We start from the raw sequence: 26,649 nt of genomic DNA on the forward strand, positions 1-26,649 counted from the left end.
CTTCTGAGTACTTCAGCGGATGTGGGACGGGTCACGTCCGCCGATCCTTGTCCTCATGAGTGAGACACCGGTCAAGCAGCAGAACACGGCCGCCTTCTACGGGCAGGCCGTCGCCTCCTTCGCGCTCGCCATGGCGGCCACGGCCGTCGGCATCTACAACCTCCAGGGCGACGCCTGGGTGCGCGGCTTCCTCGCGATCGCCGTCCTGTACCTGGTGACCTCCGCCTTCACCCTGTCGAAGGTGATCCGCGACCGCCAGGAGGCCGGCCAGATCGTCAGCCGGGTCGACCAGGCCCGCCTGGAGAAGCTGCTCGCCGACCACGACCCCTTCGAGAAGCTCTGAGCGGCCACGCTAAGCGCCCGCTCACCTTCGGCGGTATGGTGTGAGTCGCGCCAGTGGAGAGGGGTCAGTGATGAGTACGGCGGAGGAGACGGCCGGCGGCGAGACGTCGGGGTGGGGCGAGGTCACGCCCGACGCGGCCCGGCGGCTGCTCGTCGCCGCGGTGGAGGCCTTCGCCGAACGCGGCTACCACGCCACGACGACCCGTGACATCGCGGGCCGCGCCGGCATGAGCCCGGCCGCGCTCTACATCCACTACAAGACCAAGGAAGAGCTGCTCCACCGCATCAGCAGGATCGGCCACGAGAAGGCCGTGGAGATCCTGCGCGTGGCGGCCGGGGGAGAGGGCGGCGCGACCGAGCGGCTCGCCGACGCCGTCAGCTCCTTCGTCCGCTGGCATGCGGGCGGTCGTACCACCGCGCGGGTCGTGCAGTACGAACTCGACTCCCTCGGCCCGGACGCCCGCGCCGAGATCCTCGCCCTGCGCCGCCAGGTCGACGCCGAGGTGCGCGGGATCATCGAGGACGGTGTGGCGACGGGCGAGTTCGACGTCCTGGACGTGCAGGGGACCACGCTCGCGGTGCTGTCCCTGTGCATCGACGTGGCCCGCTGGTTCAACGTCGACGGCCCCCGGACGCCCGACGAGGTCGGCGAGCTCTACGCCGACCTCGTGCTGCGGATGGTGGGGGCGAAGTAGCCGTCCCGGGAGCCGGTCGCGGGTCCTGGCCGTCGCGGGCCCCGGCCGTCCGGCGCCGTGGGGGACGGGTCCTAGACGTAGTACCGCGAGACGGACTCCGCCACGCACACCGGCTTGTCGCCACCCTCGCGCTCCACGGTGAAGGCGACACTCACCTGGACGCCGCCCGGGACGTCGTCGACGCCGGTGATCGTGGCGGTCGCGCGAAGCCGGGAGCCGACCGGGACCGGAGCGGGGAAACGGACCTTGTTCGACCCGTAGTTGACGCCCATCTTCACGCCCTCGACCTTGATCAGCTGCGGTCCGAAGAGGGGCAGCAACGACAGGGTGAGATAGCCGTGCGCGATGGTCGTGCCGAACGGGCCCGCGGCCGCCTTCTCCGGATCCACGTGGATCCACTGGTGGTCGCCGGTCGCCTCCGCGAACAGGTCGACCCGCTTCTGGTCGACCTCAAGCCAGTCGGTGTACCCCAGCTGCTCGCCCACCGCCGCCTTCAGGTCGTCGACGGACGTGAAGATCCTCGGCTCTGCCATGTCCCGGCCTCCCGCGTTACGAAGTCTGCCCACTGAGTAAGTCTAAGCGACTGCTTAGCATGGTCGGCCGGGCACCTCATGTCAACGGACGGGGGTGACGAGGGGGTGGGTAGGCTTCGAGGGGTGCCCCAGATTCCCGAGAAGATCCATGAGCTCACGGTCGGCCAGCTCGCCGCCCGCAGCGGCGCCGCCGTCTCCGCACTGCACTTCTACGAGTCCAAGGGCCTGATCAGTAGTCGCCGCACCACGGGCAACCAACGCCGCTACACCCGTGACGCCCTGCGCCGGGTCGCCTTCGTCCGGGCCGCCCAACGCGTCGGCATCCCGCTCGCGACGATCCGCGAGGCCCTCGCCGAGCTCCCCGAGGAACGCACCCCCACCCACGAGGACTGGGCCCGTCTTTCCGAGGCCTGGCGCTCCGAGCTCGACGAACGCATCAAACAACTCAACCGCCTCCGCGACCACCTCACCGACTGCATCGGCTGCGGCTGCCTGTCCCTGGACACGTGTGTCCTGTCCAACCCGGACGACGTGTTCGGTGAACGGCTGACGGGGTCGCGGCTGTTGGTGGAGCAGCGGAAGGACCGCCCGGCGTAGCCGCGGGTCCGCCCAAGCCGCCGTCGCTGGTTCCGCCCACGCCGCCGTCGCCGCGGACCTGCCCGTGGCACCGTGGCTGCCGTCCCGCATGTGCTGCCGCAGCCGCGGGCGGTCGTGCCGCAGGGGCGGCACGGTGGGCGCGGCGGCACCCCGCCGACGCGGGCGAGCGAACGCACAGCCCGCCCGCACCGGCACGGGGCCCGGACGAGCCAGGGTTCACTCGAACTCGGTGCCGCCCTTGCGTGTCAGATACGCCGGACTCACCGCCTTCGCCACAGCCCGCCCCCCGGTCACCGGGCTGTACCGCTCCACAGCCGGCCGTATCACCACGCCTTCCCGCAGATGCAACCCCCGCCCGGACACGGTCTCCCGCCCGTCGGCAGCCTCCAGCACCCGGGCGATGTCATACGGGCCTTCACACACCCGCGGCACCAACGGCAGCTCTCCACCGAGCAGTTCGACGACCTCCCGCGCGTCCAGCCACCGCACCACCCCGCCGACCTCCACGGACACGTCGAACGCCGCATACCCCAACGTGTCCCGCCGCCCGTCCGCGCCGTAGGTCAGGTCCTGCACCCCCGCTCCGTACACCTCGCCGAACACGCCGACCCGTCGGGCCCCCAGCCGCCCGGCGACCCGCGCCGCCACCTCGGCGACGCCGTGCCCCCGCACCGCCCGCCAGTACAGGTTCCGCGCATCCTCCTTCAGCGCCAGCGACTTGGCACCGAAACCCTTGGAGGCGACGAACACCCGCTCCTCGTCGGCGACATACGTCAGCAGACAGGCCGAACCGTGCAGCTTCTCGGTCAGCACCACCGGCTCGCCGGGTGTGAAGATGTCCGGGTAGCGCTGGATGTTCTCGATGTCGACCCAGGGCAGCAGGTCGGGCGCGGACTCGACGTCCCCGTCCATCGCCGTCGGCACCGGCGGCACCCACTTGGTGATCCCGAGCCGCTCCGAGAAGTCGGTCCCCTCCGCCGCCGCCCGCACCAGGTCGACGTCCGCCAGCTCCGCCGGCCGGCACACGATCCCCTGCGACAGCTCACCGCGCAGCCGCACCGCCTTGACCCGGTCGAAGTTGCCGCCCGACAGACGCCCGGTCAGCCCCAACTCCTCGATCAGCCCGGCCGGGAGCACGGACTGTTCGGGGATGTACACGGCGGCTTCGCCCGTGCGGTAGGCGCCCTTGGCGACGACGGCCCGATACAGCCCCACCTGCGCCAGTTCGAGCGCGTCGGCGTTGGGATGTTCGTGGACGGTCAGCACCTCGGCGGTGACGCGGAGCGTCGACATCGGGACTCCTCGGGTTCTTCAGGGGTGTCTCATCGCCTCCCAATGTCCGGACGCGAAAGCGTTGGAGCGAGCGGATTATCGCCTGCTAGGGTCGCGATCTTCGGTCGACGACGACGCCCGGCACTCAGTCGCGACGCGCTCGCGAGCCTCCTCGCCCTGCCCTACGGGGAGCGCTGGTCGCACCCGTACTGAAGCAGCGCCTCCGCCACCAACCGGGCGTTGGACAAGGCCCGTTGCCCGTCCGGCAGGACCAGTGTGTCCTCCAGGCCCATGCGGGTCGCCAGCCCCAGCCGCCCCGCGAGCCGCAGCACCGGCCACGCGCCGCCGTCCTCGCCGTGCAGCAGCACCGGGCGGCCGTGTGCGGAACCCAGGTCGGCCAGGAGTGCACGGGCGGTGTCCTCGGCCGTGCCGGATGCCGGGTCCGTCACCTCCGCGAGCACCCGCAGGACCTTCGGACCGAGCGGTGAGACGGCGAACCTCGCCGCCGCGTCCGTGCCCGACCAGACACCGGCCTCGACGCCCACCCCGCGGTCGATCAGCGCGGCGGCCACTTCCTCGGCGCCCGGCTCGTGCCAGTTGACCGAGGCGTGGTCGGGCAGCACGGTCCAGCCGCGGATGCGCTCCAGGCGGGCCGCCGGATCAGGTTCTGCCCAGGCGCCCGTGGTCACACCGACCGGCACCGGCACGCGCGCACGTATCGCCTCGAGTGTCGCAGCGAGAACGCGCGGCGACAGACTGTCCTGCCCGCAAGGCGTCTTGGGATGGACATGGACGTCCGTGGCCCCGGCCGCGACGGCCTCGGCCGCGGAGTCGGCCAACGCCTGCGGCGTGAGCGGCACCATCGCACCGTCGGCGGCCCCTCGGGGTCCGTTGAGACATACCTGCACCATGTCTCGATGGTGACAGCCAGGACCGACAACGGCCCGGGATCGGGCACCGCCTGTGGACAAGAGGCCTCATGTGGACAAACAGGGGGTGCGGCATCCCCGGCGCACCCCCGCACGCACGGTTCCTGGGTTCGCTTCGGTCAGTTCGGTCAGTTCGGTCAGGCCGACACGAGCAACCGTCCGCGCCTGGCGTCCGCCAGGGCCTCGGGTGTGAGCACGGGACGCGGTACGAGGATTCCGCAGTCCGTGCAGACAGGACCAGTCGAAGGTTCGTGGTCCAGTTCGTACTTCCAGACGAGGCGCTCCCCGCCGCACACCGGGCACTCGGCGCCCGGCTCCCGCTCCAGCGCGGAGATCAGCCGGCGCAGCACCTCCGCCAGCGGCTCGTGCGGGTGGACCCGTGGGTCGTCGCACCAGGCGACTCCGAAGCCGCCCCAGGTCAGGCGGTGCCAGTCGTCCACGGTGCCGGGCCTGCGCAGCCCGTCGTGCTTCTCCTTCTTGCGTCGCTCGGCGAATCCGACCTCGTAGGCCAGCCAGACCGAACGCGCCTCTTCCAACTCCTCCAGTGCGGCCACGAGCCGCGCTGGGTCGGGGGACCGGTCCTCGGGACCGAACCCGGCCCGGGAGCACAAATGGTCCCAGGTCGCCCTGTGCCCGTAAGGAGCGAATCGCTCAAGGCACTTGCGCAGCGAATAACGCCGGAGCGCCAGATCGCATCGCGGATCGCGCACCTGTCTCGCCAGACTCCGGAAACCGGCCATCGCCCTGCACCTCCGTCACACCTGCACCTGTACTTCGGTCACTTCGGCGTCGTCGTAAGGACGTCGCCGAATAGACGTATCGACAAGCGATTCGGCTCCATCCGATTTCCGATGACCTCCATAACCGATGCCACCGACTCTGAAAAGTGACGCATGTTCATCTTCAATCCCGGGGATACCGGCGGTAACGTCCGGCCCACCCCCGTCGGTAGGAGCTGCCATGCCACGGCGCACCTCACGCACCGCACTCGACAGACTGAGAACTCCCGGCAGATTCCCCGGGTTCCTGAAGACCGCATCGGTATGCGTCCTGATCGCCGGTCTTTTGTCCCCGCTCTCCCAGGCGGCCGCGGCGGAGACGGCGGCCGTCGAGGCCGCGGCGGCGAACGACTACTGCGGGGGCCGGTGTTCGGACATCCTGCCGCCCGGCCAGAACGGCAACGCCACCCTCGCGCAGATCCTGCTCAACCAGGCCTTCGGCACCCAGCCCGCCCACGCCGAGGACCAGCTCGGCCCGTACGCCGACCTGGCGAAGGGCCACACCTCGCTCACCAACGCCACGATCAACAACTTCTTCAACGACGCGTCTTTCGGGGTCCCTGCCGATCAAGTCGCCTCCACGGTCAAGCCCGCCGGTCGCAGCGACGTGACGATCGTCCGTGACAAGAAGACGGGCGTACCGCACATCACCGGTACCACCAGATACGGCACGGAGTTCGGAGCGGGCTATGCCGCGGCTGAGGATCGGCTGTGGCTCATGGACGTCTTCCGTCACGTCGGACGCGGACAGCTCACCTCCTTCGCGGGCGGTGACCCGTCCAACCAGGGCCTGGAGCAGGAGTTCTGGCGCAACGCCCCGTACACCGAGGCCGATCTCCAGGCCCAGATCGACAACGCGGTCGCCACCAACGGAACCCGCGGCCAGCAGGCCCTCGCCGACGTCAACGCCTACGTCGCCGGCATCAACGCCTACATCGACGCCTCCGACAGCGGCCGCTCCTTCCCCGGCGAGTACGTCCTGACCGGCCACAAGGACTCCGTCACCAACGCCGGCACGATCGACCACTTCAAGCCCACCGACCTGGTCGCGCTGGCCTCCGTCATCGGCGCGCTCTTCGGCTCGGGAGGCGGCGGCGAGGTCAACAACGCGCTGTCACTAATGGCCGCGCAGCAGAAGTACGGGGTGACCGAGGGCACCAAGGTCTGGGAGTCCTTCCGCGAGCGCAACGACCCCGAGGCGGTCCTCACCGTCCACGACGGCAGCTTCCCCTACGCGTCCGCGCCCGCCGACCCGCAGGGCGAGGCCCTGCCCGACGCCGGTTCGGTGGCCGAGGAACAGCTCGTCTACGACCGTACGGGCAGTGCGGCCACGTCGAGCGCCGGCACAGCGTCCACGACGGCGGCCAAGACGGCCGTGAGCTCGGCGAAGCGGGGCATGTCCAACGCCCTGGTGGTGAGCGGCGAGCACACCGCGAGCGGCAACCCGATCGCCGTGTTCGGCCCGCAGACCGGCTACTTCGCACCGCAGCTGCTCATGCTCCAGGAGATCCAGGGCCCCGGCCTCAGCGCCCGCGGCGCCTCCTTCGCGGGCCTGAGCATGTACGTCGAGCTCGGCCGCGGCCAGGACTACGCGTGGAGCGCCACCACCTCCGGCCAGGACATCATCGACTCCTACGCCGTCGAGCTGTGCCAGGACGACTACCACTACCTCTACCGCGGCACCTGCACCGCGATGGAGAAGATCGAGCAGAAGAACGCCTGGACGCCGACCACGGCCGACGGCACCGCGGCCGGCTCGTACACCATGCGCGTCTGGCGCACCGAGTACGGCCCGGTCGAATACCGCGCGACCGTCGGCGGCAAGAAGGTCGCCTACACCACCCTGCGCTCGTCCTTCATGCACGAGGCCGACTCGATCATCGGCTTCCAGATGCTGAACGACCCGGACCACGTCAACAGCCCGCAGACCTTCCAGAGCGCGGTGCAGCACATCAACTACACCTTCAACTGGTTCTACGCCGACTCCGAGCACACCGCGTACTACAACAGCGGCGACAACCCGGTGCGCGCGACCGGTGTCGACGCCGAGTTCCCGGTGTGGGCGCGGTCGGCGTACGAGTGGCGGAACTGGGACCCGACGACGAACACGGCGCAGTACACGCCGGCCTCGGCCCACCCCAACTCGATCGACCAGGACTACTACATCTCCTGGAACAACAAGCAGGCCAAGGACTACACGACCGCCTCCTGGGGTGACGGCTCGGTGCACCGCGGCAACCTCCTCGACGACCGGGTGAAGAAGCTGGTCGCCTCGGGCGGGGTCACCCGGGCCTCGCTGGTGAAGGCGATGGCCGACGCCGGGCTGGCCGACCTCCGGGCGGAGGACGTGCTGCCTGACCTGCTGAAGGTGGTCAACAGCTCGACGGTGACCGACGCGACGGCCGCGGCGGCGGTGAGCAAGCTCCAGGCATGGGTGACGGCGGGCACCAAGCGCACGGAGACGTCGGCCGGTTCGAAGGCGTATGCCAACGCCGACGCGATCCGCATCCTGGACGCGTGGTGGCCGCTGCTGGTGAAGGCAGAGTTCGAACCGGGCCTCGGCAGCGACCTGTACACCGCCTTCACCGCCAACCTGCCCGTCGACGAGACCCCGTCGGCCGCCCACGGCCCGACCGGCGCGCACGCGGGAAGCTCCTTCCAGTACGGCTGGTGGAGCTATGTCGACAAGGACATCCGGGCCGTGCTGGGCGAGTCGGTCCAGGGGCCGCTCGCGCAGAAGTACTGCGGCGGCGGCAGCCTCACCGCCTGCCGGGACGTCCTCATCAGCACGCTGAAGGAGGCGGCCGGCAAGACCGCGGCCCAGGTCTACCCGGGTGACGACCTGTGCTCGGCGGGCGACCAGTGGTGTGCCGACTCGATCGTCCAGCGCACGCTGGGCGGCATCAAGCACGGCAACATCAGCTGGCAGAACCGGCCGACGTTCCAGCAGGTCGTGGAGTTCACGTCACACCGGTAGGGCCCGTCCGGCGGCGGGTCAGCGGATGCGGCCCGCCGCCACCACCAGCTGCGCCAGCTCCCGGTGCACGATGTCACTGTGCGCGCCGGACGGCGCCTTGCCGCGCCTGACCACCTCGGCCGCATCGATGTTCACGCACCCCGAGGCTGGCAGCTGCGCCTGCAACGCGGCGGCGAGCTTGAACGCCTGCGTGCCCGGCACCGCCTGCACCCCGCCGTACCCCATCGCCCCCCACTTGGCACCGAGGACATGGGCGACGGCCGGCTCGGCGGCGGCGCCCCGCGCATCGCCCGCCATCCGCGAGGCCAGGGGGTAGACGGACCCGAGGGCCGAGTCGTGCCGGGAATGGCAGCACACCAGAGGGCCGTCGATGCGCAGGTGCTGCCCCTGCAGCACGCCTCCCGCGCGCGGGTCGTGCGGCAGACGTGCCGCGAACGCGTAGTGGGAGAAGGCACCTTGGAGCAGCGTCACCGACTTCACGCTGCGCACGCCCTCCGGCAGCCCGCGCAGCGCGAACGACACCAGCCGTGCACCGAAGCTGTGCCCCACGAGGTGCACCCGCACCCTCGGCGCCTTCGCGGCCAACTGCCCGACCACCCGCCCGAGTCCGCGCTCGCCGACGGTCCCCGCACGCCGCTTCATGGCGTAGTAGGTCGCCTGGCGCAGCAACTCGTGCGCTCCGTCCCACGGATTGGGCAGCGAGAACCGGGCCGTCCCCGCCGGGGATTCGAGATCCGCCAGCGCCCGGGCGAACTCCTCGCAGATCTCCGCCGTGGACCCCGAGAACATCACGGGCTCGCTCTGCGGCACTCCCTCCGCCAGGGTGTCCGCCGCGAACAGCACCTGCGGCCCCGGCGGCACCACCTCCACCAGCAGCCGCACCAGCCGTCCGAACTCCTCCAGTTCGCTCTCCTCGCGGGGCTGCTGGTCCAGCATCCGCGCGATCTGGTCGATCACGGTCGCCCGTCCGGGGAAGGTCTCCAGCAGTGCGTGCCGGGTGTCCTTGTCGAGCAACGGACGTGGGGGCATCTCGGCGGCCACGGCCCGCGGGAAGTCCGGGATGGGCTCGTCCGAGAACCGCATGGAGGGCCACACGACACCGACGTACCCGAGCCTGGCCGTCGGGGCGAGCGCCGGGATCGGCGCGAAGAAGCGGCTGTAGAGCCGGGTCGCCCCCGAACGGTCGCTGTTCCAGCCGTGCGCGAAGACCACGAGGTCGCGCACGTCGTGTTCCGCGACCCCGGCGAACAGCCGGTCCCGCCTCCCGCCGTCCGTGTCCCCGTCGGCGTCGAAGGTGAGCTCCCAGTACGGACTCACGCTCATTGCCGGCTCTGCCATGACAGGCCCCCTCGTCCCCCGAAGCGGTGCGATGTGCGCGCATCGTCCTGCTACCGGCCGGAGTTGGCCATACGTCATGACTCATCCGGGTGATTCATCGGCTCACCGGTGGACGAGGTACTCCCGCCGCACCCTCCGGAACGCCGCCAGCTCGTCCTCCCAGCCCGCCACCACCTCGTCGGCACCCGCCCCCGCGTCCATCATCGTGCGCACCAGCGTGGAGCCCGTGAGCTTGTCGATCCAGTTGTCCGAGCGCCAGGCGAAGCCGCCCCACACCTTCCTGGCGGTCACCAGAAGAGCGATCCCGGTGCGCACGGGGTCGTAGGCGTCCCGGTCGTGCACATGGAGCTGCACGCCCCCGATCGTCTTCCCCTGGAACTTGGAGAAGGTGGGCGCGAAGTACGCCTCCCTGAAGTGCACGCCGGGCAGCCCGAGTCCGTTCGCCGCCGCGGCCCACCGCCCGTCGACGCCCTCGGCGCCGAGCAGTTCGAAGGGGCGGGTCGTCCCGCGTCCCTCCGACAGGTTCGTCCCCTCGAAGAGACACGTCCCCGAGTACACCAGGGCGGTCTCGGGCGTCGGCATGTTCGGGCTCGGCGGCACCCAGGGCAGCCCCGAGTCGTCGTACCACTCGGACCGCTTCCATCCGCTCATCGGTACGTCGTCCAGCTCCACCGGCGTGGTGAGGAACTCCCCGTTGAACAGCCGCGCCAGCTCCACGACCGTCATCCCGTGCGCCTGCGAGATCGGCTGCCGCCCGACGAAGGTCGCGAACTCCTTGTGCAGGACCGGCCCCAGCGCCGCCCGTCCGGTCACGGGGTTGGGCCGGTCCAGGACCACGAACCGCCTGCCCGCGAGCTGCGCGGCCTCCATGCAGTCGTACAGCGTCCAGATGTACGTGTAGAAGCGCGCCCCCACGTCCTGGATGTCGAAGACGACGGTGTCGACGCCGGACGCGGTGAAGATGTCGGCGAGCGCCCGGCCGCTCTTCAGGTACGTGTCGTAGACGGGCAGGCCGGTCGCCGGGTCGTCGTAGCGCCCCTCGGAGCCGCCCGCCTGTGCGGTGCCGCGGAAGCCGTGCTCGGGGCCGAAGACGGCGATGAGGTCCACACGGTCGTCGGCGTGCATGACGTCCACGATGTGGCGTACGTCCCTGGTGACGCCGGTGGGGTTGGTGACGACTCCGACCCGCTGCCCGTCGAGCTGTGCGTAGCCGTCGGCGGCCAGCCGCTCGAAACCGGTCCGCAGCCGGCGCCCGCCCGTTCCGGCCGCCGCGGGCGGTGCGGAGCCCGCCGTCACGGCCGCGGTGGTGGCATACAGCAGGCCTCGTCTGGACAGCTTCATGCGGTGACCTCCGTGATCGGCGGGTGTCATGGCCACGCACGCTAGCGCGCACCCGGGCCGTACGGAACGAACCGGACGGGGCCGGAGTCCGACACCCCTTCCACGGTTACATACCGACCGGTTAGTCTGGCGGCTGCGGGGGCAGAGCCGATTCGTGTCGCGTCGAAGGAGACGATGGTGGAAGCCGTGCAGGATGCGGGAGTGGTCGTCACCGGAGCGGGGGGCGGCATCGGAGCCGCGCTGGCCCGCCGCTTCGCCGCCGAGGGGGCCCGGGTCGTCGTCAACGACCTGGACGCCGACCGGGCGAAGGCCGTCGCCGAGGAGATCGGCGGCATCGCCGTCCCGGGTGACGCCTCCGCGATCGTCACCGAGGCCCGGGAGGCGCTCGGCGGCACGGTCGACGTCTACTGCGCCAACGCGGGCGTCGCCTTCGAGGGCGGGGCCACCGGCGAGGCGTTCGACGAGCGGCCCTGGGAGCTGTCCTGGGACGTGAACGTCATGGCCCACGTCCGCGCGGCCCACGAGCTGCTCCCGGGCTGGCTGGAGCGCGGCAGCGGCCGTTTCGTCTCCACCGTCTCGGCCGCCGGACTGCTCACCATGATCGGCGCCGCGCCCTACAGCGTCACCAAGCACGGCGCCTACGCCTTCGCCGAGTGGCTGTCGCTGACGTACCGGCACCGCGGTCTGAAGGTCCACGCGATCTGCCCCCAGGGCGTGCGCACCGACATGCTGGCGGCCACCGGCAGTGCGGGCGACCTGGTGCTGCAGCCGACCGCGATCGCCCCTGCGGAGGTGGCGGACGCCCTGTTCAAGGGCATCGCGGAGGACCGCTTCCTGATCCTTCCGCACCCCGAGGTCGCCGGCTACTACCAGGCGAGGGCCGCCGAGCCCGACCGCTGGCTGACGAACATGAACCACCTCCAGCGGAAGTGGGAGGCGGCCCGGTGACCGACTCCCGTTACGCGGCCAAGCCCTGGCTCGGCCTGCTCAACGACGCCCAGCGCGCGCCGATGGACCCCGCCGACTCCCTCGTCCACGCCCTGCGCCGGGCGGCCGGCGAGACCCCGGACGGCACCTTCCTCGCCTACTTCGACGGGTGCCTGACCTACCGCGAGGTCGACGAGCTGAGCGACTCCGTCGCCGGTCACCTCGCCGCCCGCGGTCTGGAGCGCGGCGACCGGGTGGCGGTCCTGCTGCAGAACTCCCCGCACTTCGTGCTCGCCCTGCTCGGCGCGTGGAAGGCGGGCGCGACCGTCGTGCCCGTCAACCCCATGTACAAGTCGGGGGAGGTCGGGCACGTCCTGCGGGACGGCGAGGTCGCCGCGCTGGTGTGTTCGGACCGGGCCTGGGAGTCGTATCTGCGCGACACGGCGGCCGACTCGACCGTGCGGATCGTGCTCACCGGCTGCGAGCTGGACTTCCAGACCCGCGGGGACGCCCGCGTGCTGACCTTCGAGCGGCTCCCGCAGGCCGCGGACGCCGACGACCTGACGGCGGTCGCCCGCGCGGGTCACAAGGCGCCCGAGGACCGCGACCCGCACCCCGCCGACATCGCCCTGATCAGCTACACCTCGGGCACCAGCGGCACCCCCAAGGGCGCCACCAACACGCACGGCAACATCATGTACAACGCCGAGCGGCAGCGGACCGGCCTGGGCCTGCCCGAGGCGCCCGTCTACTTCGCGATGGCGCCGCTGTTCCACATCACCGGCATGGTCTGCCAGTTGGGCGCGTGTCTGAACAGCGCGGGCACCCTCGTCCTGGCGTACCGCTTCGAGGCCGGAGCCGTACTGGACGCCTTCGCCGAGCACCGGCCGCACTACACCGTCGGCCCCTCGACCGCCTTCATGGCGCTGGCCGCCCACCCCGACGTCACCCCGGACCACTTCTCGTCCTTCGTGAACATCTCCTCGGGCGGCGCCCCCCTGCCGCCCGCCCTGGTGGAGAAGTTCCGCGCCGGCTTCGGGCCGTACATCCGCAACGGCTACGGGCTCACCGAGTGCACCGCGCCCTGCGCCTCCGTACCGCCGGACCTGGAGGCGCCCGTCGACCCGGTCTCCGGGACGCTGGCCGTGGGCGCGCCCGGCCCCGACACGGTCGTCCGGATCGTCGACGACCAGGGCGCCGAGGTCCCCTTCGGGGAGCAGGGCGAGATCCTCGTACGCGGGCCGCAGGTCGTCCCCGGCTACTGGCGGCGCCCCGACGCCACCGCCGAGACCTTCCCGGACGGCGAGCTGCGCACCGGGGACATCGGCTTCATGGACCCGCAGGGCTGGCTGTACGTCGTCGACCGCAAGAAGGACATGATCAACGCGTCCGGCTTCAAGGTGTGGCCGCGCGAGGTCGAGGACGTGCTCTACACCCACCCGGCGGTGCGCGAGGCGGCCGTCGTGGGGGTGCCCGACGGGTACCGCGGGGAGACCGTCAAGGCGTACATCAGCCTCCGTCCGGGCGCCGACACGGACCCGGATGCACTCGCCGCGTACTGCAAGGAGAGACTGGCCGCCTACAAATACCCGCGGCAGGTGGAGATCCTGCCCGACTTGCCGAAGACGGCGAGTGGGAAGATCCTCCGTCGGGAACTGCGTTCCCGAACGCACGGCTAGAAAACAGCAGCTCGGAAAGGCAGGTGGCGGCAGTGCCCAGGACGACGGACGGTGACGGGCCCCCCGTGCCGCAGCGGCTCCTCGCTGCCGCCACCCGGCTCTTCGCGGAGCAGGGCTACGACCGCACCTCGGTGCAGGAGATCGTCGAGGCGGCCGGCGTCACCAAGGGGGCGCTGTACCACTACTTCGGCTCCAAGGACGACCTTCTGCACGAGGTGTACGCGCGCGTGCTGCGCGTCCAGCAGGAGAGACTCGACGCATTCGCGAACGCCGACGAGCCGATCGAGAAGCGCCTCAGGGGCGCGGCGGCAGACGTCGTCGTCACGACGATCGAGAACCTCGACGACGCGATGATCTTCTTCCGCTCGATGCACCACCTCAGCCCCGAGAAGAACAAGCAGGTGCGCGCCGAGCGCCGGCGCTACCACGAACGCTTCCGCGCACTCGTCGAGGAGGGCCAGGACGCGGGAGTGTTCTCGAAGGCGACTCCGGCCGACCTGGTCGTGGACTACCACTTCGGCTCGGTCCATCACCTGTCCACCTGGTACCGCCCCGACGGCCCGATGAGTCCCCAGGAGGTCGCCGACCATCTCGCGGACCTGCTGCTGCGGGCGCTGCGGCCGTAGCCAGTAGCCAGGAGCCAGTAGCCCGGGTCCGTAGTCCGTAGCCCCGGGCCGCAGGGGTGAGCGCCCGTACTTTCGAGGCCGCCGGCCCCTGCGGACGGCCGGGCCAGGTCGGCGGCCGGGCCGCGACAGGGGAGGCCTCGGGCCGGCGTGCCGACGGGGCCGGCCCCTGACGGTCACCGGCAACCGAGCATCACCTCGCGGAGCGGGGCCGGTGGAGGCACGATCGCCTCCACCGGCCCCCGCGTCGCTACAGGTACTTCTTCAGCTCCCGGCGCGCCAGCGACCGCTGGTGCACCTCGTCCGGCCCGTCGGCGATCATCAGGGTCCGGGCGCCGGCGTAGAGCTCGGCGAGGGGGAAGTCCTGGCTGACGCCGCCCGCGCCGTGCAACTGGATGGCCCGGTCGATGATGTCGACGACCGCGCGGGGCGTGGCGATCTTGATGGCCTGGATCTCCGCGTGGGCGCCCCGGTTGCCGACCGTGTCCATGAGCCAGGCCGTCTTCAGCACCAGCAGCCGCAACTGCTCGACGGTGACGCGCGCGTCGGCGATCCAGTTGTGGACGACGCCCTGCCGGCCCAGCGCCTTGCCGAAGGCCGTACGGGACACCGCCCGCCGGCACATCAGCTCGATCGCGCGCTCGGCCATGCCGATCAGCCGCATGCAGTGGTGGATCCGGCCGGGACCGAGCCGGGCCTGGGCGATGGCGAAGCCGCCGCCCTCCTCGCCGATCAGGTTGGACACCGGCACGCGCGCGTGGTCGAAGATCACCTCGGCGTGGCCGCCGTGGGAGTGGTCCTCGTAGCCGAACACCTGCATGGCGCGCCTGACCGTGACACCCGGGGTGTCGCGGGGGACGAGGACCATGGACTGCTGGCGGCGGATGTCCTCGCCGTCCGGGTCCGTCTTGCCCATCACGATGAAGATCTTGCAGTCCGGGTTCATGGCCCCGGAGATGTACCACTTGCGGCCCGTGATGACGTACTCGTCCGTGCCGTCGGAGGCCCGCTCGATGTGCGTGGTGATGTTCGTGGCGTCCGAGGAGGCCACCTCCGGCTCGGTCATCGCGAACGCCGAGCGGATGTCACCGGCGAGCAGCGGCTCCAGCCACTGCTTCTTCTGCTGCTCGTCCCCGAACTGCGTCAGCACCTCCATGTTCCCGGTGTCGGGCGCCGCGCAGTTCAGCGCGGTGGGCGCCAGCTGCGGGGAGCGGCCGGTGATCTCGGCGAGCGGGGCGTACTGGAGGTTGGTGAGACCGGCGCCGTACTCGGTGTCCGGAAGGAAGAGGTTCCACAGGCCCTGCCTGCGCGCCTCGGCCTTCAGCTCCTCCACCACGGCCGGGGTGTCCCACGGCGAGGCGAGCAGGGCGCGCTGCTCCTCCGCGACCGCCTCGGCCGGGTAGACGTACTCGTCCATGAAGGCGAGCAGCTTGGCGCGCAGCTCCTCGGTACGTGCGTCGAACGCGAAGTCCATGTTCTGTCAGCCTTCCTGAAGAGTGGTCAGGCCGTGCCCGATGAAGACCGGGACCAGGTCGCCGATGCGGTCGAAGCCGCGGCCGACCGTCTGGCCCAGGGTGTAGCGGTAGTGGATGCCCTCCAGGATCACGGCGAGCTTGAACCACGCGAACGCCGTGTACCAGGAGACCGCGGAGACATCGCGTCCCGAACGCGCCGCGTACCGCTCGATCAGCTCGGCGGGAGTGGGGTGCCCGGCGGCCTCGGCGGTCGTGGACACGGGGGAGTCGGGCATGCCGAGCGGCATGCTGTACATCACCAGCAGGCCCAGGTCGGTGAGCGGGTCGCCGAGCGTCGACATCTCCCAGTCGAGGATCGCCTTGATCTTGTCGTCGTCGCCGATCAGGACGTTGTCGAGCCGGTAGTCGCCGTGCACGACGGCCGGGGCGGGGGAGTGCGGCAGCTGCCGGCCGAGGGCCGCGTGCAGCTCGTCGATGCCGGCCAGCTCGCGGTTGCGGGAGGCGTCCAGCTGCTTGCCCCAGCGCCGCAGCTGCCGGTCCAGGAAGCCCTCCGGGCGGCCGAAGTCCGCGAGCCCCACCGCGTCCGGGTCCACCGCGTGCAGTTCCACGAGCGTGTCCACCAGGGCCAGGACCGCGCCCCGGGTGCGCTCCGGGCCGAGCGGGGCGAGCTGGTCGGCCGTGCGGTACGGCGTGCCGTCCACGAACTCCATGACGTAGAAGGGCGCCCCGCACACCTCCTCGTCCTCGCACAGCAGCACCGGACGCGGCACCGGCACGTCCGTCGGGTGCAGCGCGCTGATCACCTTGTGCTCGCGCTTCATGTCGTGCGCGGTGGCCAGGACATGGCCGAGCGGGGGCCGCCGTACGACCCACTTCGAGGTGCCGTCGGAGACCGCGTAGGTGAGGTTCGACCGTCCGCCCTCGATCAGCCGGCCGGTCAGGGGGCCGTGCACCAGGCCGGGCCGCTCATGGTCGAGCAGGCCGCGCAGCCGGTCGAGATCGAGTCCGGGCGGATGGTCGGGGCTCATCATTGCTCCCTACGAGTGCGCGAAACGGGGTCCACGGGTGCGTGAACGGAACCAGACCAATGATGCCGACCGGTCGGTATGTCGTCCAGAGCGGGGGTCGAACGTGATCGGAGCCACGATAGGCCGACAGCTCCCCGCCGGGGGTGGCGGGGAGCTGTCGGCGGGCTCTTTCCGGTCAGACCGGGCGTCCGGCGCCGAGGCCGGCGGAGTCAGTGGTGGCTCAGCGGTCGTCCCGGTGGCGGTGGCTCAGTGGTCGTCCCAGTGGCCGTCGTGCCGGGCGTGCCGGTGGCCGTCGTGGAGATAGTCCACGTGGTCGCCGTGCAGGACGCTCTCGTGCCCGCAGTCCTGGCCGTGCCGGTGGTCGTGGCCCTCGTGCGAGACATGGGCGGCGGGTTCGCACTCGTCCCAGTGGCCGCCGTGCTCGCGGTGCATGTGCCCGTCGTGTGCGTAGTCGACGTGGTCGCCGTGCGGCACCTCGGCGTGGCCGCAGTCCGGGCCGTGGGTGTGCGTGTGGGAGGCGTGCTCCTGGTGGAGGGTGGTCATGGTGCTCACCTTCGAGGGTGCGGGTGATGACGTCGGACAGGCTGCCACGCGAACGCCGCGTATCCGACTATTCGGGCCTGCGTGGCGTCCGGGTGGCCCTGAGGGGCGGGCCCGTGGAGGCCGTGGAGCCGGACAGGCCCCACAGGCGCCCTAGAAGACCAGCGCCGCCGCGCACACCGCGAGCGCCACCGTGAGCAGCGCCCCCGCCGTCGCGTGCCGGGGGGCCAGCGCCGCCGGCATGCTCGTTTCGGCCAGGGCGCGGATGCGGCGGTGGGCGACCAGCAGGAAGGCCAGCCAGAGGACGCAGCACAGGGCGCAGACGACGATCCCGGACGCCGAGACCCCACCGTGCAGCGTGGCCTTCATGGCGAGGATGGCGGCGGCGGTGCTGGACAGGGTCGTACGCCGCCAGGCGAGCCGGGTCCGCTCGGGCTGCAGCCCGGGGTCCCGGTCCGAGGCGTCCTGGGCGGCCGTCCCGCTCATCCCTCCCACCCGACGAGCACCACGACGACCATCGCGACGGCCACGACCGTGACCGCGAGGCTCAGCAGCGCCGGGAACCGGGACACCGGCAGGTCCTCGCCCCGGCGCATGGCCCGTTCGCAGCGCAGCCAGTGGTTGACCGCCCGCAGCGAGCACAGCACGCCCGCCGCGAGCAGCGCGAGCGCGAGTCCGACCCGCCAGCCCCAGCGCAGGTCCGGCAGGAACTGGTCCACGGCGAAGCCGCCGCCGATCAGCGCGAGCGCGGTGCGCAGCCAGGCCAGGAAGGTGCGCTCGTTCGCCAGCGAGAAGCGGTAGTCGGGGGTGACGCCCTCCTGCCGGATCTCCCCGGGGGCGAACCACAGCCGGACGTTGCGTGCGAAACCGATCACGCACAGGACCCTACCGGGGGCACCGCCGCAGGGCGTTGTCAGTGCTGCCCGCTACCGTTCGGGGGCATGGAAGTTCCCACGTCACTGGCCCGGTACGCGGAGCCCGGGTACGGCATCGCGACCGCCGAGCACCTGCTGGACCTGCCCGGGTTCTGGCCTGCCTACCACGGCCCCACCTGGGACGTCTTCGCGAGCGAGCCCGAGGCGTTCGGCGCCGACCTGGCGGACGTCGACGCGGCGGGCGATGCGTTGTACGACGCGACGGAGGTCTGGCCGGCGTACCGCATACCGCTGCCCGGCGGGCATCTGCTGTGGATCGTGCACCGGAACTTCCCCGACGACGCGGGCACGGACTACCTGCTCACCCACCCCGACCGGGCCCGGGAGACCTGCCTGGCGTCCATCGAGGGGCACTTCACCGGCCCGGGGCTGTCCTGGCCGGATCTGGTCGCCGTAGCGGACTCGGCCCCGGCGGACGCCGAGGGCGTACGCGACCCCGACCTGCGGCTGCTCCTGCTGCTCCCGGCGTTCGGCGACGCGGACACACCGGTGCAGGAGGGGGTGGAGCGGATCGCCGCCGCGCTCGTCGCCGTGGGCATGACGGAAGAGGCCGCCCCCGAGGCGGCCGGGCTGTTCCTCGACCACCCCTTCTGGGAGAGCCCTTACTGGGCCGCTCCGGGCAGCAGCCCGCTGAGCGGCGCCACCCATACGTCCGGCCCGGTCCGCCAGGCTCTGCTCAGTGGATGAGGCCGGCGCACCGGCTCAGCCCCTCGACCGGTGAGCCCGCAGCCGCTCGTACGCGTCCACCCCGTCCGGCACCCACTCCCACTCCGTCAGCCGGCGCTGCACCTCGTCCTCCGGCAGGAAGTCGTGCCAGGCCACCTCCTCGACCTGCGGGCTGACCGGAAGGTCGCAGCGGACCTCGTACACCGAGGACCACCAGGTCTGCCCGGCGCCGTCGTCGTAGAGGAACTTGAAGAGGTACCCGGGTCGCGGGAGTCCGCTCACGCCCAGTTCCTCCTCGGCCTCGCGCAGGGCCGCGTCGTCGTAGGACTCGCCCGCGCCAACGACTCCGCCGACGAACATGTCGTACAGGGAGGGGAAGACCAGCTTGGTCGGCGTGCGGCGGTGTACGAAGATCCGGCCCTCGGCGTCCCGGGCCTGGATGAAGACGCAACGGTGGCGCAGTCCCTTGGCGTAGGTCTCGCCGCGCGGGGACTGTCCGATGACCTTGTCGTTCTCGTCGACGATGTCGAGGATCTCGTCAGCAGCGCTCATGGCCCCATCCAAGCAGGGGGCGAAGGAGACCCGGGCGGACTCGGGCAGACCCGGGCGTCAGTTCGGCTGGAGGTTCCGTGCCCGCTCGGTCTGCGTGCACGGCATCGCCGGGTGCATACCGAGGAGCACGATGCCCGCGACGATCGCCGCGAGGCCCGCCGCCTCCCAGGCCAGGGCGCCCGTGTCGGTGCGCAGCCGGTCGCCGAGGAAGCCGACGCCGCAGATGATCCCGGCCAGCGGCTGGGCCGCGGTCAGGGCGGGCAGCGACATCCGCAGGGGGGCGGTCTCGAACGCACTCTGCACCAGGATGAGGCCGGTGACGCCGAGTGCCAGCACGGCGTACGGCTGCCAGCCGGTCAGCAGCTCCACGAGGCCGCCCTCGGAGAAGCGCTGGCCGCTGACCCGGGTGAGTGCGTCCTGGACGCCGTACAGCAGACCGGCGGCCAGTGCGAGCAGCACCGGGCCGGAGCTCAGCCGGGAACGCTTGGCGTAGGTCGTGAGCAGCAGGGCGAGGCCGATCATCGCGCCGATGATCAGCCAGTGGCGCACGGGGTCGGTGACCGCGGTGCCGCCGCGCGGCTCGCCCGCCACGATGAACGTGGTCACCCCGCCCGCGAGCAGCGCGAGGCCCGCCCAGCCCTGGCGGCCCAGGGGCTGCTTGCTCTGCCTGCGGGACAGGGCGAGGGCGAAGAGCAGATTGGTCGCGAGGAGGGGCTCCACCAGGGAGATCTCGCCCTGGCCCAGCGCGATCGCGCCGAGGGCCATGCCGGCCACCATCAGCGCGATGCCGCCGAGCCAGCGCGGCACCTTCATCAGGTCGAGCAGCAGACGGGGCGAGAGGAAGTCGCTCAGCGGGGCCTGGCGGGCGGCGTTCTGCTGGAGCACGAAGCCGAAGCCCAGACAACAGGCTGCGCTCACGGCGAGAACAAGAACCAGAACCGACACGCTGCGTACCTCGATCATCCGACGGGGCCACGGGGGTGCGTAGGCGCCGACTGTAGCGTTCCAGGGCCTTTTTGTGCCCGGGCGAGTACCCGAGAACCGGGCGGCTGACTCGGTCCCGCCGCCCCGGCCGGCCGGGGCCGGGTGCGTGACCGTCCCACCATCCTGCGGGGCAGTGGTGGGTCGGCGCCATGGCGTGGGCCACAGACAGAATCGGCGATCCGTGCTCGGCCTGTCCCACCCGCCTCACAAGTCCCTTTTAGGTCACGGAAGTTGACGCGTGTAACACCTGTCCGCCCCTTGACGGAAAGCATTGGCTGGGGATTGGCTGTGAGTGATCAGTTCATGGCAAGCCGAAACATCCAGACCAGAAGGCCGGCCGCCACGTCGGCCGCATACCGACGACGAGCCGCGTCGCGTGAGGAAGTCCCCGCGGTGTCCCCACCCCCGCCACCCCTCGGGCGCAGTCGTAAGCGCGCCGCCGCTCAGGCCCTCGACAGCGCCCTTGACGACGCCGAACTCGTCTCCGCGCGGGCCGCGTTGGCGCAGGGGAGGTGGCAGGCCGCCCGTGCGTTGCTCGCGCGGACGGGGGACGACTGGGACCGGCGGGGGCACCGGGTGACGGTTCTCGCCCTGGAGCCCTACAGCGCCGCGTGGGCCGGTGACTGGCTGCTCGCCGAGCCCGACTCCGCCGACGCGGCCGTCCTGCTCGCCCTGGCCCAGGTCCGGCGGGCCCTGCGGGGCAAGGAGAAACGGGCCACGGCCCGGGAGGCCTGCCGGGCCGCCACCGCTCTCGTGCCCGCCGACCCCACCCCCTGGCTGGGCCTGCTCATGCTGGAGCGGGACCTCGGCGCAGGCGAGGAGGTCGTGGGGCTCTTCGGCGAGGTCCGGGCGCGGTACGCCGATCACCACCACGCCCACCACCTGATGGTCGCCCACCTCGCCGAGAGCCGCTCCGAGGGGGGTCCCGACCCCCTGCACGCGGTGTACGACTTCGCCCACTGGGCCGCCGAGCAGGCCCCCGCGGACTCCCCGCTCGCGATCCTCCCGGTCGTCGCGCACGCCGAGCGCTACCGCGTGCTGGCCGCCGCCGGGCAGGAGCCCCCCGACCCGGCCGCCTCCGGGCACTGGACCGGCCGCCGGGCCCGGCAGGTGATGAAGGCCGCCTTCGACTGGTGGCTGGAGTGGGAGCACGAGGGCCACCCCCGCCGGCTGGTCGATCTCAACTTCCTCGCCCACGCCAAGGTCTGCGAGGGGCGGGGCGCCGAGGCCGCCGCCCTCTTCCACCGCATCGGCGAACACGCGACCCCGGCACCGTGGTCGTACCCGGACCGCGACCCCTACCCCGCCTTCCGTGCCGCCCGCGCCGGCGCGCTCGGCACTGCGTAACGCCCCATTTCCCGGAAAAGGACGGTCTCCCCGTGACAACGGACAGTTCGAGCACCAGCAGAACCACCCCGGCCGGCATCAGTACGTTCAAGGGGCAGGAGCGCGCCCTGCGCTCCGACCGCCTCGGCACCGGCGGCCTGCTGCTCTCCGTCCTCGCCGCGACCGCCCCCCTCATGGTCGTCGCGGGTGTCATGCCCACCACATTCGCGGTGATGGGCATCGTCGGGCAACCACTCCTCTTCGTGGTCCTCGGCGTCGTCCTCGTCCTCTTCGGCATCGGATACGCGGAGATGAGCCGCCACGTCCACAACGCGGGCGCCTTCTACGCGTACATCTCCCGCGGCCTCGGCGGCACCGCCGGCGCGAGCGCCGCCCTGGTCGCCCTCGTCGCCTACAGCGCGCTCCAGGTCGGCATCTACGGCATCTTCGGCTTCGAGGTCTCAGGCCTGTTCGCCACCTACGCCGACCTGGAGGTCGCCTGGTGGATACCGGCGCTGGCGGCCGTCCTGGCCGTCGGTGTGCTGGGCCGGCTGAAGATCGACGTCAACGCGCGCGTGCTCGGTGTTCTGCTGGTCGTCGAGGTGGCCCTGGTCGTCGTCTTCGACATCGCGGCCGTCGCGGACCCCGGCCCCCAGGGCCTTTCGCTGCACGCCTTCAACCCGGACACGCTCACCGGCGCCGGCCTCGGCACCGCGCTGTGTTTCTGCATCGCCGCCTTCACCGGCTTCGAGCAGGCCCCGGTGTACGCCGAGGAGACGAGCCGGCCGCACGTCCTCGTCCCGCGCGTGATGTTCCTCGCGGTCGGCTTCGTCGCCGTCTTCTTCGCCATCAGTTCCTGGGCGTACACCGTCGCCGCCGGTCCCTCGGCGATCGTCGGCGAGGCACGGCAGCAGAGCGCCGGACTGCTCTTCTCCCTCACCGAGTCCCGGCTCGGCGGCACCTTCACCGACGTCCTGCACTTCCTCTTCGTGACCGGCATGTTCGCGGCCCTGCTCAGCTTCCACAACGTCGTCGCCCGGTACGCCTTCGCCATGGGCCGCGAGGGCCTGCTCCCCGCAGCCTTCGGCCGGACCACCGGCACGAGCGGCGCCCCCGGCACCGGCTCCCTGCTCCAGACGGCCGTGTCCGTGCTGGTCGTGGCAGCCTTCGCGCTCGCCGACGGCAAGCCGGCCGGCGACCCCACCGCACCCGTCCTGCGCCTGTTCACCTGGTGCGGCAACATCGGCGCGCTCGGCGTGATCGTGCTGATGGCGGCGGCCTCCCTCTCGGTCGTCGTCTTCTTCACCCGTCGCGGTGCCGCGGCGGCCCAGGCCTGGCGCCTGGTCACCTCCGTCCTCGCGGGCATCGCCCTGTTGGTGATCGCCGGCTACACCGTGAAGGACTTCGACGTCCTGGTCGGCGCCGGCCCCGGTTCCGCCCTGAGCTGGGCCCTGCCCGGCATCATCGGCCTCGCCCTGGTGATCGGCCTGGCCCAGGGCCTGGTCCTGCGTTCCCGGGCACCCGAGGCGCACGCCCGTATCGGGCTCGGCAACGAGGCCTTCCAGCTGGAGAAAGCGGCCGAGAAGACGTCGTAACCACCGTCCTCACCCCCCGGGATCCACGTAAGAAGTCATTACGGAACCCTGACGAGCACCCGCGAACCCTGGCCGCCCCCGGGTCGCGGGTGTTCGAATGAACCCGTGAACTCCGAACAGCCCGAGGAATCGGGCACGGACCAGCCCGAGGCACGGGGCACCCCGGTCGGCCGCCGCGTCGTCCTCGGCACCCTCGGTCTGGGCGCGCTCGGCGTCTTCGCCGCGCCCACGCTGCAACGCGGCCTGGAGGCGTTCCTCGGGAGCGCCGCCGACAAGGACCCCACCGGTCTGACGGGCCTGCTCCCGAACGGCGGCGGCTTCCGCTACTACTCGGTCGCCTCCTCGGTGCCCCGCAAGAACGCCGAGAACTACCGCCTCACCGTCGACGGCCTGGTCGACCGCCCGAACACCTACACCCTGGCCGACCTGCGCGCGCTGCCGCAGACCCGCATGGTCAAGGACGTCCAGTGCGTCACCGGCTGGCGGGTCCCCGACACCCCCTTCGAGGGGGTACGCCTGTCCCGGCTCCTGGACGCCGCGGGAGTGCGCCCCTCGGCCGGGGCGGTGCGCTTCAGCTGCTTCGACGGCACCTACACCGAGAGCCTCACCCTCGACCAGGCCCGCCGCGCGGACGTCCTGGTCGCCCTGCGCATGCAGGACAAGGACCTCGGCCACTCCCACGGCGGCCCGGTCCGTCTCTACGTGGCACCCATGTACTTCTACAAGTCGGCCAAGTGGCTCTCCGGCATCACCGTCACCGAGGACGTGCGGCCGGGCTACTGGGAGAACCGGGGCTACGACGTCGACGCCTGGGTGGGCCGTTCGAACGGGCGGGACGATGACCCTACGAGCTGACACCCCGGTGCCCACGCGGGTCCGGCGCTTCAGCCGGGCCGAACGGTGGGTGCACCGCACGACGGCCGCCCTGATGGGCGTCTGCGTGGTCACGGCGGCCTGCCTGTACGTGCCCCAGCTCGCCGAACTCGTAGGGCGCCGCGAGCTGGTCGTCCGCGTCCACGAGTGGGCCGGCCTCGCCCTGCCCGTGCCGGTCCTGGCGGGCCTCGCCTCCCGCGCGTTCCGCGCCGACCTCGGCTTCCTCAACCGCTTCGGCCCGCACGACCGCCGCTGGCTGCGCGCCGCCCTGCACCGCGACCGGCGGCCCGCCTCCCGCCCGGCCGGCAAGTTCAACGCCGGGCAGAAGGTCTACGCCGCCTGGATCGCCGGCGCGACGCTGGTGATGCTCGGCACGGGCCTGATCATGTGGTTCACCCACCTCACCCCGCTGATGTGGCGCACCAGCGCGACCTTCGTCCACGACTGGCTGGCGCTGACGATCGGCATCGTCCTGGCGGGCCACATCGGCATGGCCCTCGGCGACCCGGAGGCCCGGCGCGGCCTGCGCACCGGCTCGGTGAGCCGGGAGTGGGCGGAACGCGAACATCCGCTGTGGCGGCCCTAGTTCTCCGGCAACTCAGGACACGAACGGCTGCCGGAGTACTGGACGCCGACCGAAAGCAGGCACCGTCAGCCGACGCCTTGGGCTGCGGTTCCCGGCCGACGTCCTCGCGGGGCGGCCTCGTGGGGCGGCCTCGTGGGGGCGTCCTCAGGCGCCGCCGAAGTCCAGCAGTACCTTGCACGACCGGCCCCGGTCCGCAGCCAGTACGAACGCCGTCTCCGCCTCCGTCACCGGCACCACCGAGCTGACCAGGGCGTCGAACGCGGGCTCGGCGGCAAGCAGTTCCAGCGCCTCGTCGAACTCGCCGTCGAAGCGGAACGCGCCCCGCAGCTCGATCTCCCGGCTCACCACCAGGTTCCCCGCGAACGGACTCGGCCCCGGCGGCAGCATCCCGAGCTGGACGACGACCCCGCCGCGCCGCACGCGCCCCAGACACGCGTTCAGCCCGGCGGCCGCCCCGGAGGCCTCCACGGCGACGTCGACCTCCGACGGCCAGCCGGGATCGGACGGAGCGTCGGCCCGGACGACGGTGTCGGCGCCCGCCGCCCGGGCGTACCGCAGCGCCGCCGGAAGCAGGTCCGTCGCCGTCACGTGCGCGGCGCCGGCCGCCTTCGCCGCCGCCACCACGAGGCACCCGATGGGCCCCGCGCCCGTGACCAGAACGTGCCGGTCGCGCACGTCCCCGGCCCGCCGTACCGCGTGCAGCGCCACCGACAGCGGCTCGGCGAGCGCCGCGCGGCGCAGGCCCAGCCCGGCCGGAAGCGGCCTCAACTGCTCGACGGGGACGACCACTTGGGCCGCGAAACCGCCCTGGACGTGCGGGAAGCGCGCCGCGCTGCCGAGGTAGCGGGTGTCCCGGCAGACGTTCCGCCGTCCGTCGGCACACTCCGGGCACACCCCGCAGGGACTGGCCGGGTGCACGGCAACGGCCGTACCCGCAACGGGACCTGACGTGCCGTCGCCGTACGCCACGACCGTCCCGACCACCTCGTGGCCCAGCAGCATCGGCTCCCGCAGCCGGAAGTCACCGACCCCGCCGTGCCGCCAGTAGTGGAGGTCGGAACCGCAGACCCCGCCATAGCGGACGGCGACCAGCGCCTGCCCCGGACCGGGCGCGGGCGCCTTCAGCTCGTCGACCCGCAGGTCCCCCTGAGCGTGGATCACACAACCCAGCATCACAGCCTCCCCGAGGGTCACAGCACGCTCGTCATGCCGCCGTCGACGTACAGCACCTGCCCGCCGACGAAGTCCGCGGCGGGCGAGGCGAGGAACAGCACCGCGCCGACCAGGTCCTCCGTACGGCCCCAGCGCCCGGCCGGGGTGCGCCGCCGCACCCACGCGCTGAACTCCTCGTCCTCGACGAGAGGCCTGGTCAGTTCCGTCTCGATGTAGCCGGGGCCCAGGCCGTTCACCTGCACGCCGTACGGCCCCCAGTCCGCGCACATGCCCTTGGTGAGCATCTTCAGCGCGCCCTTGGTGGCCGCGTAGGGCGCGATGCCGGGCCGGACCACCTCGCTCTGCAGCGAGCAGATGTTGATGATCTTGCCATGGCCGCGTTCCGTCATCCGGCGGGCCGCTTCCCTGCCGACCAGGAACGCGCTGGTCAGGTTGGTGTCCAGGATCCGGTGCCAGTCCGAGTCGGTGAACTCCAGAAGCGGGGCGCGCAGTTGCATGCCCGCGTTGTTGACGAGGATGTCGAGCGGGCCCACCCGCTGTTCGACATCCGCTATGCCGCCCGCCACCGAGGCGCCGTCGGTCACGTCGAACACGGCCGTGTGGACGTCACCGGGCAGCTCCGCGGCGGCCTTGGTGAGCCGGTCGCCGTCGCGCCCGTTGAGGACGACCCGGCAGCCCGCCTCCGCGAGCCCGCGGGCCAGCGCGAGTCCGATGCCCCGGCTGGAGCCGGTGACCAGGGCGGTCCGGCCGCTGATGTCGAACAGGGGGTGACTCATCGCCGTACTCCTAGTCTTCTGAGTCAAGAATTCCATTCAGATGTGTAGGCTTGCTCCATGGCACGGACGGGGCGGCCGAAGGCCGAGTTGACGCTGTCGGACGAAGAA

At 71.7% G+C, this 26,649-nt stretch carries 27 protein-coding genes; 12 read left to right on the forward strand and 15 right to left on the reverse strand.

The genetic code is table 11. The annotated features are described in order from the left end of the window. Positions 1-55: 55 nt before the first annotated feature. Positions 56-343, forward strand: a complete 288-nt coding sequence (locus ADK57_RS37440) for a YiaA/YiaB family inner membrane protein (protein ID WP_053754144.1) — start codon at positions 56-58, stop codon at positions 341-343. 70 nt (positions 344-413) lie between these two features. Next, positions 414-1,037 (forward strand): TetR/AcrR family transcriptional regulator, encoded by a 624-nt coding sequence (locus tag ADK57_RS37445; RefSeq protein WP_053754145.1) that lies wholly within the window; start codon positions 414-416, stop codon positions 1,035-1,037. A gap of 71 nt (positions 1,038-1,108) precedes the next feature. On the opposite strand, the gene ADK57_RS37450 is transcribed toward ADK57_RS37445, so the two are convergent. Then, on the reverse strand, positions 1,109-1,570 hold the full coding sequence (locus ADK57_RS37450) for a MaoC family dehydratase (RefSeq protein ID WP_053754146.1): 462 nt from the start codon (positions 1,568-1,570) through the stop codon (positions 1,109-1,111). A 123-nt stretch (positions 1,571-1,693) separates the two neighbouring features. Between ADK57_RS37450 and soxR the strand changes: the two genes are divergently transcribed. Then, positions 1,694-2,167 (forward strand): redox-sensitive transcriptional activator SoxR, encoded by a 474-nt coding sequence (soxR, locus tag ADK57_RS37455; RefSeq protein ID WP_053754147.1) that lies wholly within the window; start codon positions 1,694-1,696, stop codon positions 2,165-2,167. A gap of 216 nt (positions 2,168-2,383) precedes the next feature. On the opposite strand, the gene ADK57_RS37460 is transcribed toward soxR, so the two are convergent. The 3 genes from ADK57_RS37460 to ADK57_RS37470 all read right to left on the reverse strand — a co-directional run bounded on the left by ADK57_RS37460 (position 2,384) and on the right by ADK57_RS37470 (position 5,108). Continuing rightward, positions 2,384-3,460: an RNA ligase (ATP) gene (locus ADK57_RS37460; RefSeq protein ID WP_053754148.1), complete on the reverse strand. Its 1,077-nt coding sequence runs from the start codon at positions 3,458-3,460 to the stop codon at positions 2,384-2,386. A gap of 161 nt (positions 3,461-3,621) precedes the next feature. Then, positions 3,622-4,350, reverse strand: coding sequence for a 3-keto-5-aminohexanoate cleavage protein (locus tag ADK57_RS37465; protein ID WP_053754149.1), 729 nt, complete (start codon positions 4,348-4,350; stop codon positions 3,622-3,624). 155 nt (positions 4,351-4,505) lie between these two features. After that, on the reverse strand, positions 4,506-5,108 hold the full coding sequence (locus tag ADK57_RS37470) for a hypothetical protein (RefSeq protein ID WP_053754150.1): 603 nt from the start codon (positions 5,106-5,108) through the stop codon (positions 4,506-4,508). 220 nt (positions 5,109-5,328) lie between these two features. On the opposite strand from ADK57_RS37470, the gene ADK57_RS37475 reads away from it, so the two are divergent. Then, a complete protein-coding gene (locus tag ADK57_RS37475; protein ID WP_078973553.1) occupies positions 5,329-8,124 on the forward strand; it encodes a penicillin acylase family protein in 2,796 nt (931 codons plus the stop codon). Between the two features lie 18 nt (positions 8,125-8,142). On the opposite strand, the gene ADK57_RS37480 is transcribed toward ADK57_RS37475, so the two are convergent. Then, positions 8,143-9,462 carry a hypothetical protein gene (locus ADK57_RS37480; protein WP_053754152.1) on the reverse strand — a complete coding sequence of 440 codons (1,320 nt, stop codon included), beginning with the start codon at positions 9,460-9,462 and terminating at the stop codon, positions 8,143-8,145. A gap of 102 nt (positions 9,463-9,564) precedes the next feature. After that, positions 9,565-10,803, reverse strand: a complete 1,239-nt coding sequence (locus ADK57_RS37485) for an exo-beta-N-acetylmuramidase NamZ domain-containing protein (protein WP_053754153.1) — start codon at positions 10,801-10,803, stop codon at positions 9,565-9,567. Positions 10,804-10,977: 174 nt separating this feature from the next. Between ADK57_RS37485 and ADK57_RS37490 the strand changes: the two genes are divergently transcribed. Genes ADK57_RS37490 through ADK57_RS37500 form a run of 3 tightly spaced genes read left to right on the forward strand, consistent with a single transcriptional unit; the run spans position 10,978 to position 14,035 of the window. Beyond that, positions 10,978-11,751, forward strand: coding sequence for an SDR family oxidoreductase (locus ADK57_RS37490; RefSeq protein ID WP_078973554.1), 774 nt, complete (start codon positions 10,978-10,980; stop codon positions 11,749-11,751). Next, positions 11,748-13,409 carry a class I adenylate-forming enzyme family protein gene (locus tag ADK57_RS37495; protein ID WP_053754170.1) on the forward strand — a complete coding sequence of 554 codons (1,662 nt, stop codon included), beginning with the start codon at positions 11,748-11,750 and terminating at the stop codon, positions 13,407-13,409. The genes ADK57_RS37490 and ADK57_RS37495 overlap by 4 nt, the downstream gene beginning before the upstream one ends. Positions 13,410-13,441: 32 nt before the next feature. Further along, positions 13,442-14,035, forward strand: a complete 594-nt coding sequence (locus ADK57_RS37500) for a TetR/AcrR family transcriptional regulator (protein WP_053754154.1) — start codon at positions 13,442-13,444, stop codon at positions 14,033-14,035. Between the two features lie 247 nt (positions 14,036-14,282). Here the strand turns inward: ADK57_RS37500 and ADK57_RS37505 are convergent, their stop codons facing one another. The 5 genes from ADK57_RS37505 to ADK57_RS37525 form a co-directional block, all read right to left on the reverse strand. Beyond that, positions 14,283-15,506 (reverse strand): acyl-CoA dehydrogenase family protein, encoded by a 1,224-nt coding sequence (locus ADK57_RS37505; RefSeq protein WP_053754155.1) that lies wholly within the window; start codon positions 15,504-15,506, stop codon positions 14,283-14,285. Positions 15,507-15,512: 6 nt separating this feature from the next. After that, positions 15,513-16,535 carry a phosphotransferase family protein gene (locus tag ADK57_RS37510; protein ID WP_053754156.1) on the reverse strand — a complete coding sequence of 341 codons (1,023 nt, stop codon included), beginning with the start codon at positions 16,533-16,535 and terminating at the stop codon, positions 15,513-15,515. Between the two features lie 246 nt (positions 16,536-16,781). Further along, positions 16,782-17,078, reverse strand: a complete 297-nt coding sequence (locus ADK57_RS37515; RefSeq protein ID WP_053754157.1) for a hypothetical protein — start codon at positions 17,076-17,078, stop codon at positions 16,782-16,784. A 150-nt stretch (positions 17,079-17,228) separates the two neighbouring features. Next, positions 17,229-17,561, reverse strand: a complete 333-nt coding sequence (locus tag ADK57_RS37520) for a DUF202 domain-containing protein (RefSeq protein ID WP_053754158.1) — start codon at positions 17,559-17,561, stop codon at positions 17,229-17,231. Continuing rightward, positions 17,558-17,950, reverse strand: coding sequence for a YidH family protein (locus ADK57_RS37525; protein ID WP_053754159.1), 393 nt, complete (start codon positions 17,948-17,950; stop codon positions 17,558-17,560). Before ADK57_RS37525 ends, ADK57_RS37520 begins: the two co-directional genes overlap by 4 nt. 66 nt (positions 17,951-18,016) lie before the next feature. On the opposite strand from ADK57_RS37525, the gene ADK57_RS37530 reads away from it, so the two are divergent. Further along, entirely contained in the window at positions 18,017-18,697 is a 681-nt protein-coding gene (locus tag ADK57_RS37530) for a hypothetical protein (protein WP_053754160.1), read from the forward strand. 15 nt (positions 18,698-18,712) lie between these two features. Here ADK57_RS37530 and ADK57_RS37535 read toward each other — a convergent pair whose 3' ends face one another. Continuing rightward, on the reverse strand, positions 18,713-19,228 hold the full coding sequence (locus ADK57_RS37535) for an NUDIX hydrolase (protein ID WP_053754161.1): 516 nt from the start codon (positions 19,226-19,228) through the stop codon (positions 18,713-18,715). A gap of 57 nt (positions 19,229-19,285) precedes the next feature. Continuing rightward, a complete protein-coding gene (locus tag ADK57_RS37540; protein WP_053754171.1) occupies positions 19,286-20,173 on the reverse strand; it encodes a DMT family transporter in 888 nt (295 codons plus the stop codon). Positions 20,174-20,605: 432 nt separating this feature from the next. Here ADK57_RS37540 and ADK57_RS37545 point away from each other — a divergent pair, with 432 nt between their 5' ends. From ADK57_RS37545 to ADK57_RS37560, 4 genes are all read left to right on the forward strand, one after another. Next, complete coding sequence (locus tag ADK57_RS37545) at positions 20,606-21,559, forward strand: hypothetical protein (protein WP_053754162.1); 954 nt, start codon at positions 20,606-20,608, stop codon at positions 21,557-21,559. A 32-nt stretch (positions 21,560-21,591) separates the two neighbouring features. Beyond that, the gene (locus tag ADK57_RS37550) at positions 21,592-23,133 is read left to right on the forward strand and encodes an APC family permease (protein ID WP_053754163.1); all 1,542 of its coding nucleotides are present in this window, start codon (positions 21,592-21,594) and stop codon (positions 23,131-23,133) included. A 105-nt stretch (positions 23,134-23,238) separates the two neighbouring features. Continuing rightward, a complete protein-coding gene (locus ADK57_RS37555) occupies positions 23,239-23,988 on the forward strand; it encodes a molybdopterin-dependent oxidoreductase (RefSeq protein WP_053754164.1) in 750 nt (249 codons plus the stop codon). After that, positions 23,972-24,592 carry a cytochrome b/b6 domain-containing protein gene (locus tag ADK57_RS37560; RefSeq protein WP_078973555.1) on the forward strand — a complete coding sequence of 207 codons (621 nt, stop codon included), beginning with the start codon at positions 23,972-23,974 and terminating at the stop codon, positions 24,590-24,592. The genes ADK57_RS37555 and ADK57_RS37560 overlap by 17 nt, the downstream gene beginning before the upstream one ends. 144 nt (positions 24,593-24,736) lie before the next feature. Here the strand turns inward: ADK57_RS37560 and ADK57_RS37565 are convergent, their stop codons facing one another. Together ADK57_RS37565 and ADK57_RS37570 are read right to left on the reverse strand one after the other, a co-directional pair. Then, entirely contained in the window at positions 24,737-25,765 is a 1,029-nt protein-coding gene (locus tag ADK57_RS37565) for an L-idonate 5-dehydrogenase (RefSeq protein WP_107091744.1), read from the reverse strand. A 17-nt stretch (positions 25,766-25,782) separates the two neighbouring features. Further along, positions 25,783-26,541, reverse strand: coding sequence for a glucose 1-dehydrogenase (locus ADK57_RS37570; RefSeq protein WP_053754166.1), 759 nt, complete (start codon positions 26,539-26,541; stop codon positions 25,783-25,785). Positions 26,542-26,649: the final 108 nt, after the last annotated feature.

Origin of the sequence: Streptomyces sp. MMG1533, from assembly GCF_001279775.1 — a bacterium.
In the GTDB taxonomy this organism is placed as follows: domain Bacteria; phylum Actinomycetota; class Actinomycetes; order Streptomycetales; family Streptomycetaceae; genus Streptomyces.

Coding starts and splice junctions, on each gene's coding strand:
- ADK57_RS37535 (WP_053754161.1), bottom strand. CDS start 19,228: ATGAGCGCTGCTGACGAGATCCTCGACATCGTCGACGAGAACGACAAG.
- ADK57_RS37510 (WP_053754156.1), bottom strand. CDS start 16,535: ATGAGCCCCGACCATCCGCCCGGACTCGATCTCGACCGGCTGCGCGGC.
- ADK57_RS37470 (WP_053754150.1), bottom strand. CDS start 5,108: ATGGCCGGTTTCCGGAGTCTGGCGAGACAGGTGCGCGATCCGCGATGC.
- ADK57_RS37445 (WP_053754145.1), top strand. CDS start 414: ATGAGTACGGCGGAGGAGACGGCCGGCGGCGAGACGTCGGGGTGGGGC.
- ADK57_RS37465 (WP_053754149.1), bottom strand. CDS start 4,350: ATGGTGCAGGTATGTCTCAACGGACCCCGAGGGGCCGCCGACGGTGCG.
- ADK57_RS37520 (WP_053754158.1), bottom strand. CDS start 17,561: ATGAGCGGGACGGCCGCCCAGGACGCCTCGGACCGGGACCCCGGGCTG.
- ADK57_RS37440 (WP_053754144.1), top strand. CDS start 56: ATGAGTGAGACACCGGTCAAGCAGCAGAACACGGCCGCCTTCTACGGG.
- ADK57_RS37450 (WP_053754146.1), bottom strand. CDS start 1,570: ATGGCAGAGCCGAGGATCTTCACGTCCGTCGACGACCTGAAGGCGGCG.
- ADK57_RS37565 (WP_107091744.1), bottom strand. CDS start 25,765: ATGCTGGGTTGTGTGATCCACGCTCAGGGGGACCTGCGGGTCGACGAG.
- ADK57_RS37490 (WP_078973554.1), top strand. CDS start 10,978: ATGGTGGAAGCCGTGCAGGATGCGGGAGTGGTCGTCACCGGAGCGGGG.
- ADK57_RS37570 (WP_053754166.1), bottom strand. CDS start 26,541: ATGAGTCACCCCCTGTTCGACATCAGCGGCCGGACCGCCCTGGTCACC.
- ADK57_RS37460 (WP_053754148.1), bottom strand. CDS start 3,460: ATGTCGACGCTCCGCGTCACCGCCGAGGTGCTGACCGTCCACGAACAT.
- ADK57_RS37515 (WP_053754157.1), bottom strand. CDS start 17,078: ATGACCACCCTCCACCAGGAGCACGCCTCCCACACGCACACCCACGGC.
- ADK57_RS37485 (WP_053754153.1), bottom strand. CDS start 10,803: ATGAAGCTGTCCAGACGAGGCCTGCTGTATGCCACCACCGCGGCCGTG.
- ADK57_RS37505 (WP_053754155.1), bottom strand. CDS start 15,506: ATGGACTTCGCGTTCGACGCACGTACCGAGGAGCTGCGCGCCAAGCTG.
- ADK57_RS37480 (WP_053754152.1), bottom strand. CDS start 9,462: ATGGCAGAGCCGGCAATGAGCGTGAGTCCGTACTGGGAGCTCACCTTC.
- ADK57_RS37560 (WP_078973555.1), top strand. CDS start 23,972: ATGACCCTACGAGCTGACACCCCGGTGCCCACGCGGGTCCGGCGCTTC.
- ADK57_RS37530 (WP_053754160.1), top strand. CDS start 18,017: ATGGAAGTTCCCACGTCACTGGCCCGGTACGCGGAGCCCGGGTACGGC.
- ADK57_RS37475 (WP_078973553.1), top strand. CDS start 5,329: ATGCCACGGCGCACCTCACGCACCGCACTCGACAGACTGAGAACTCCC.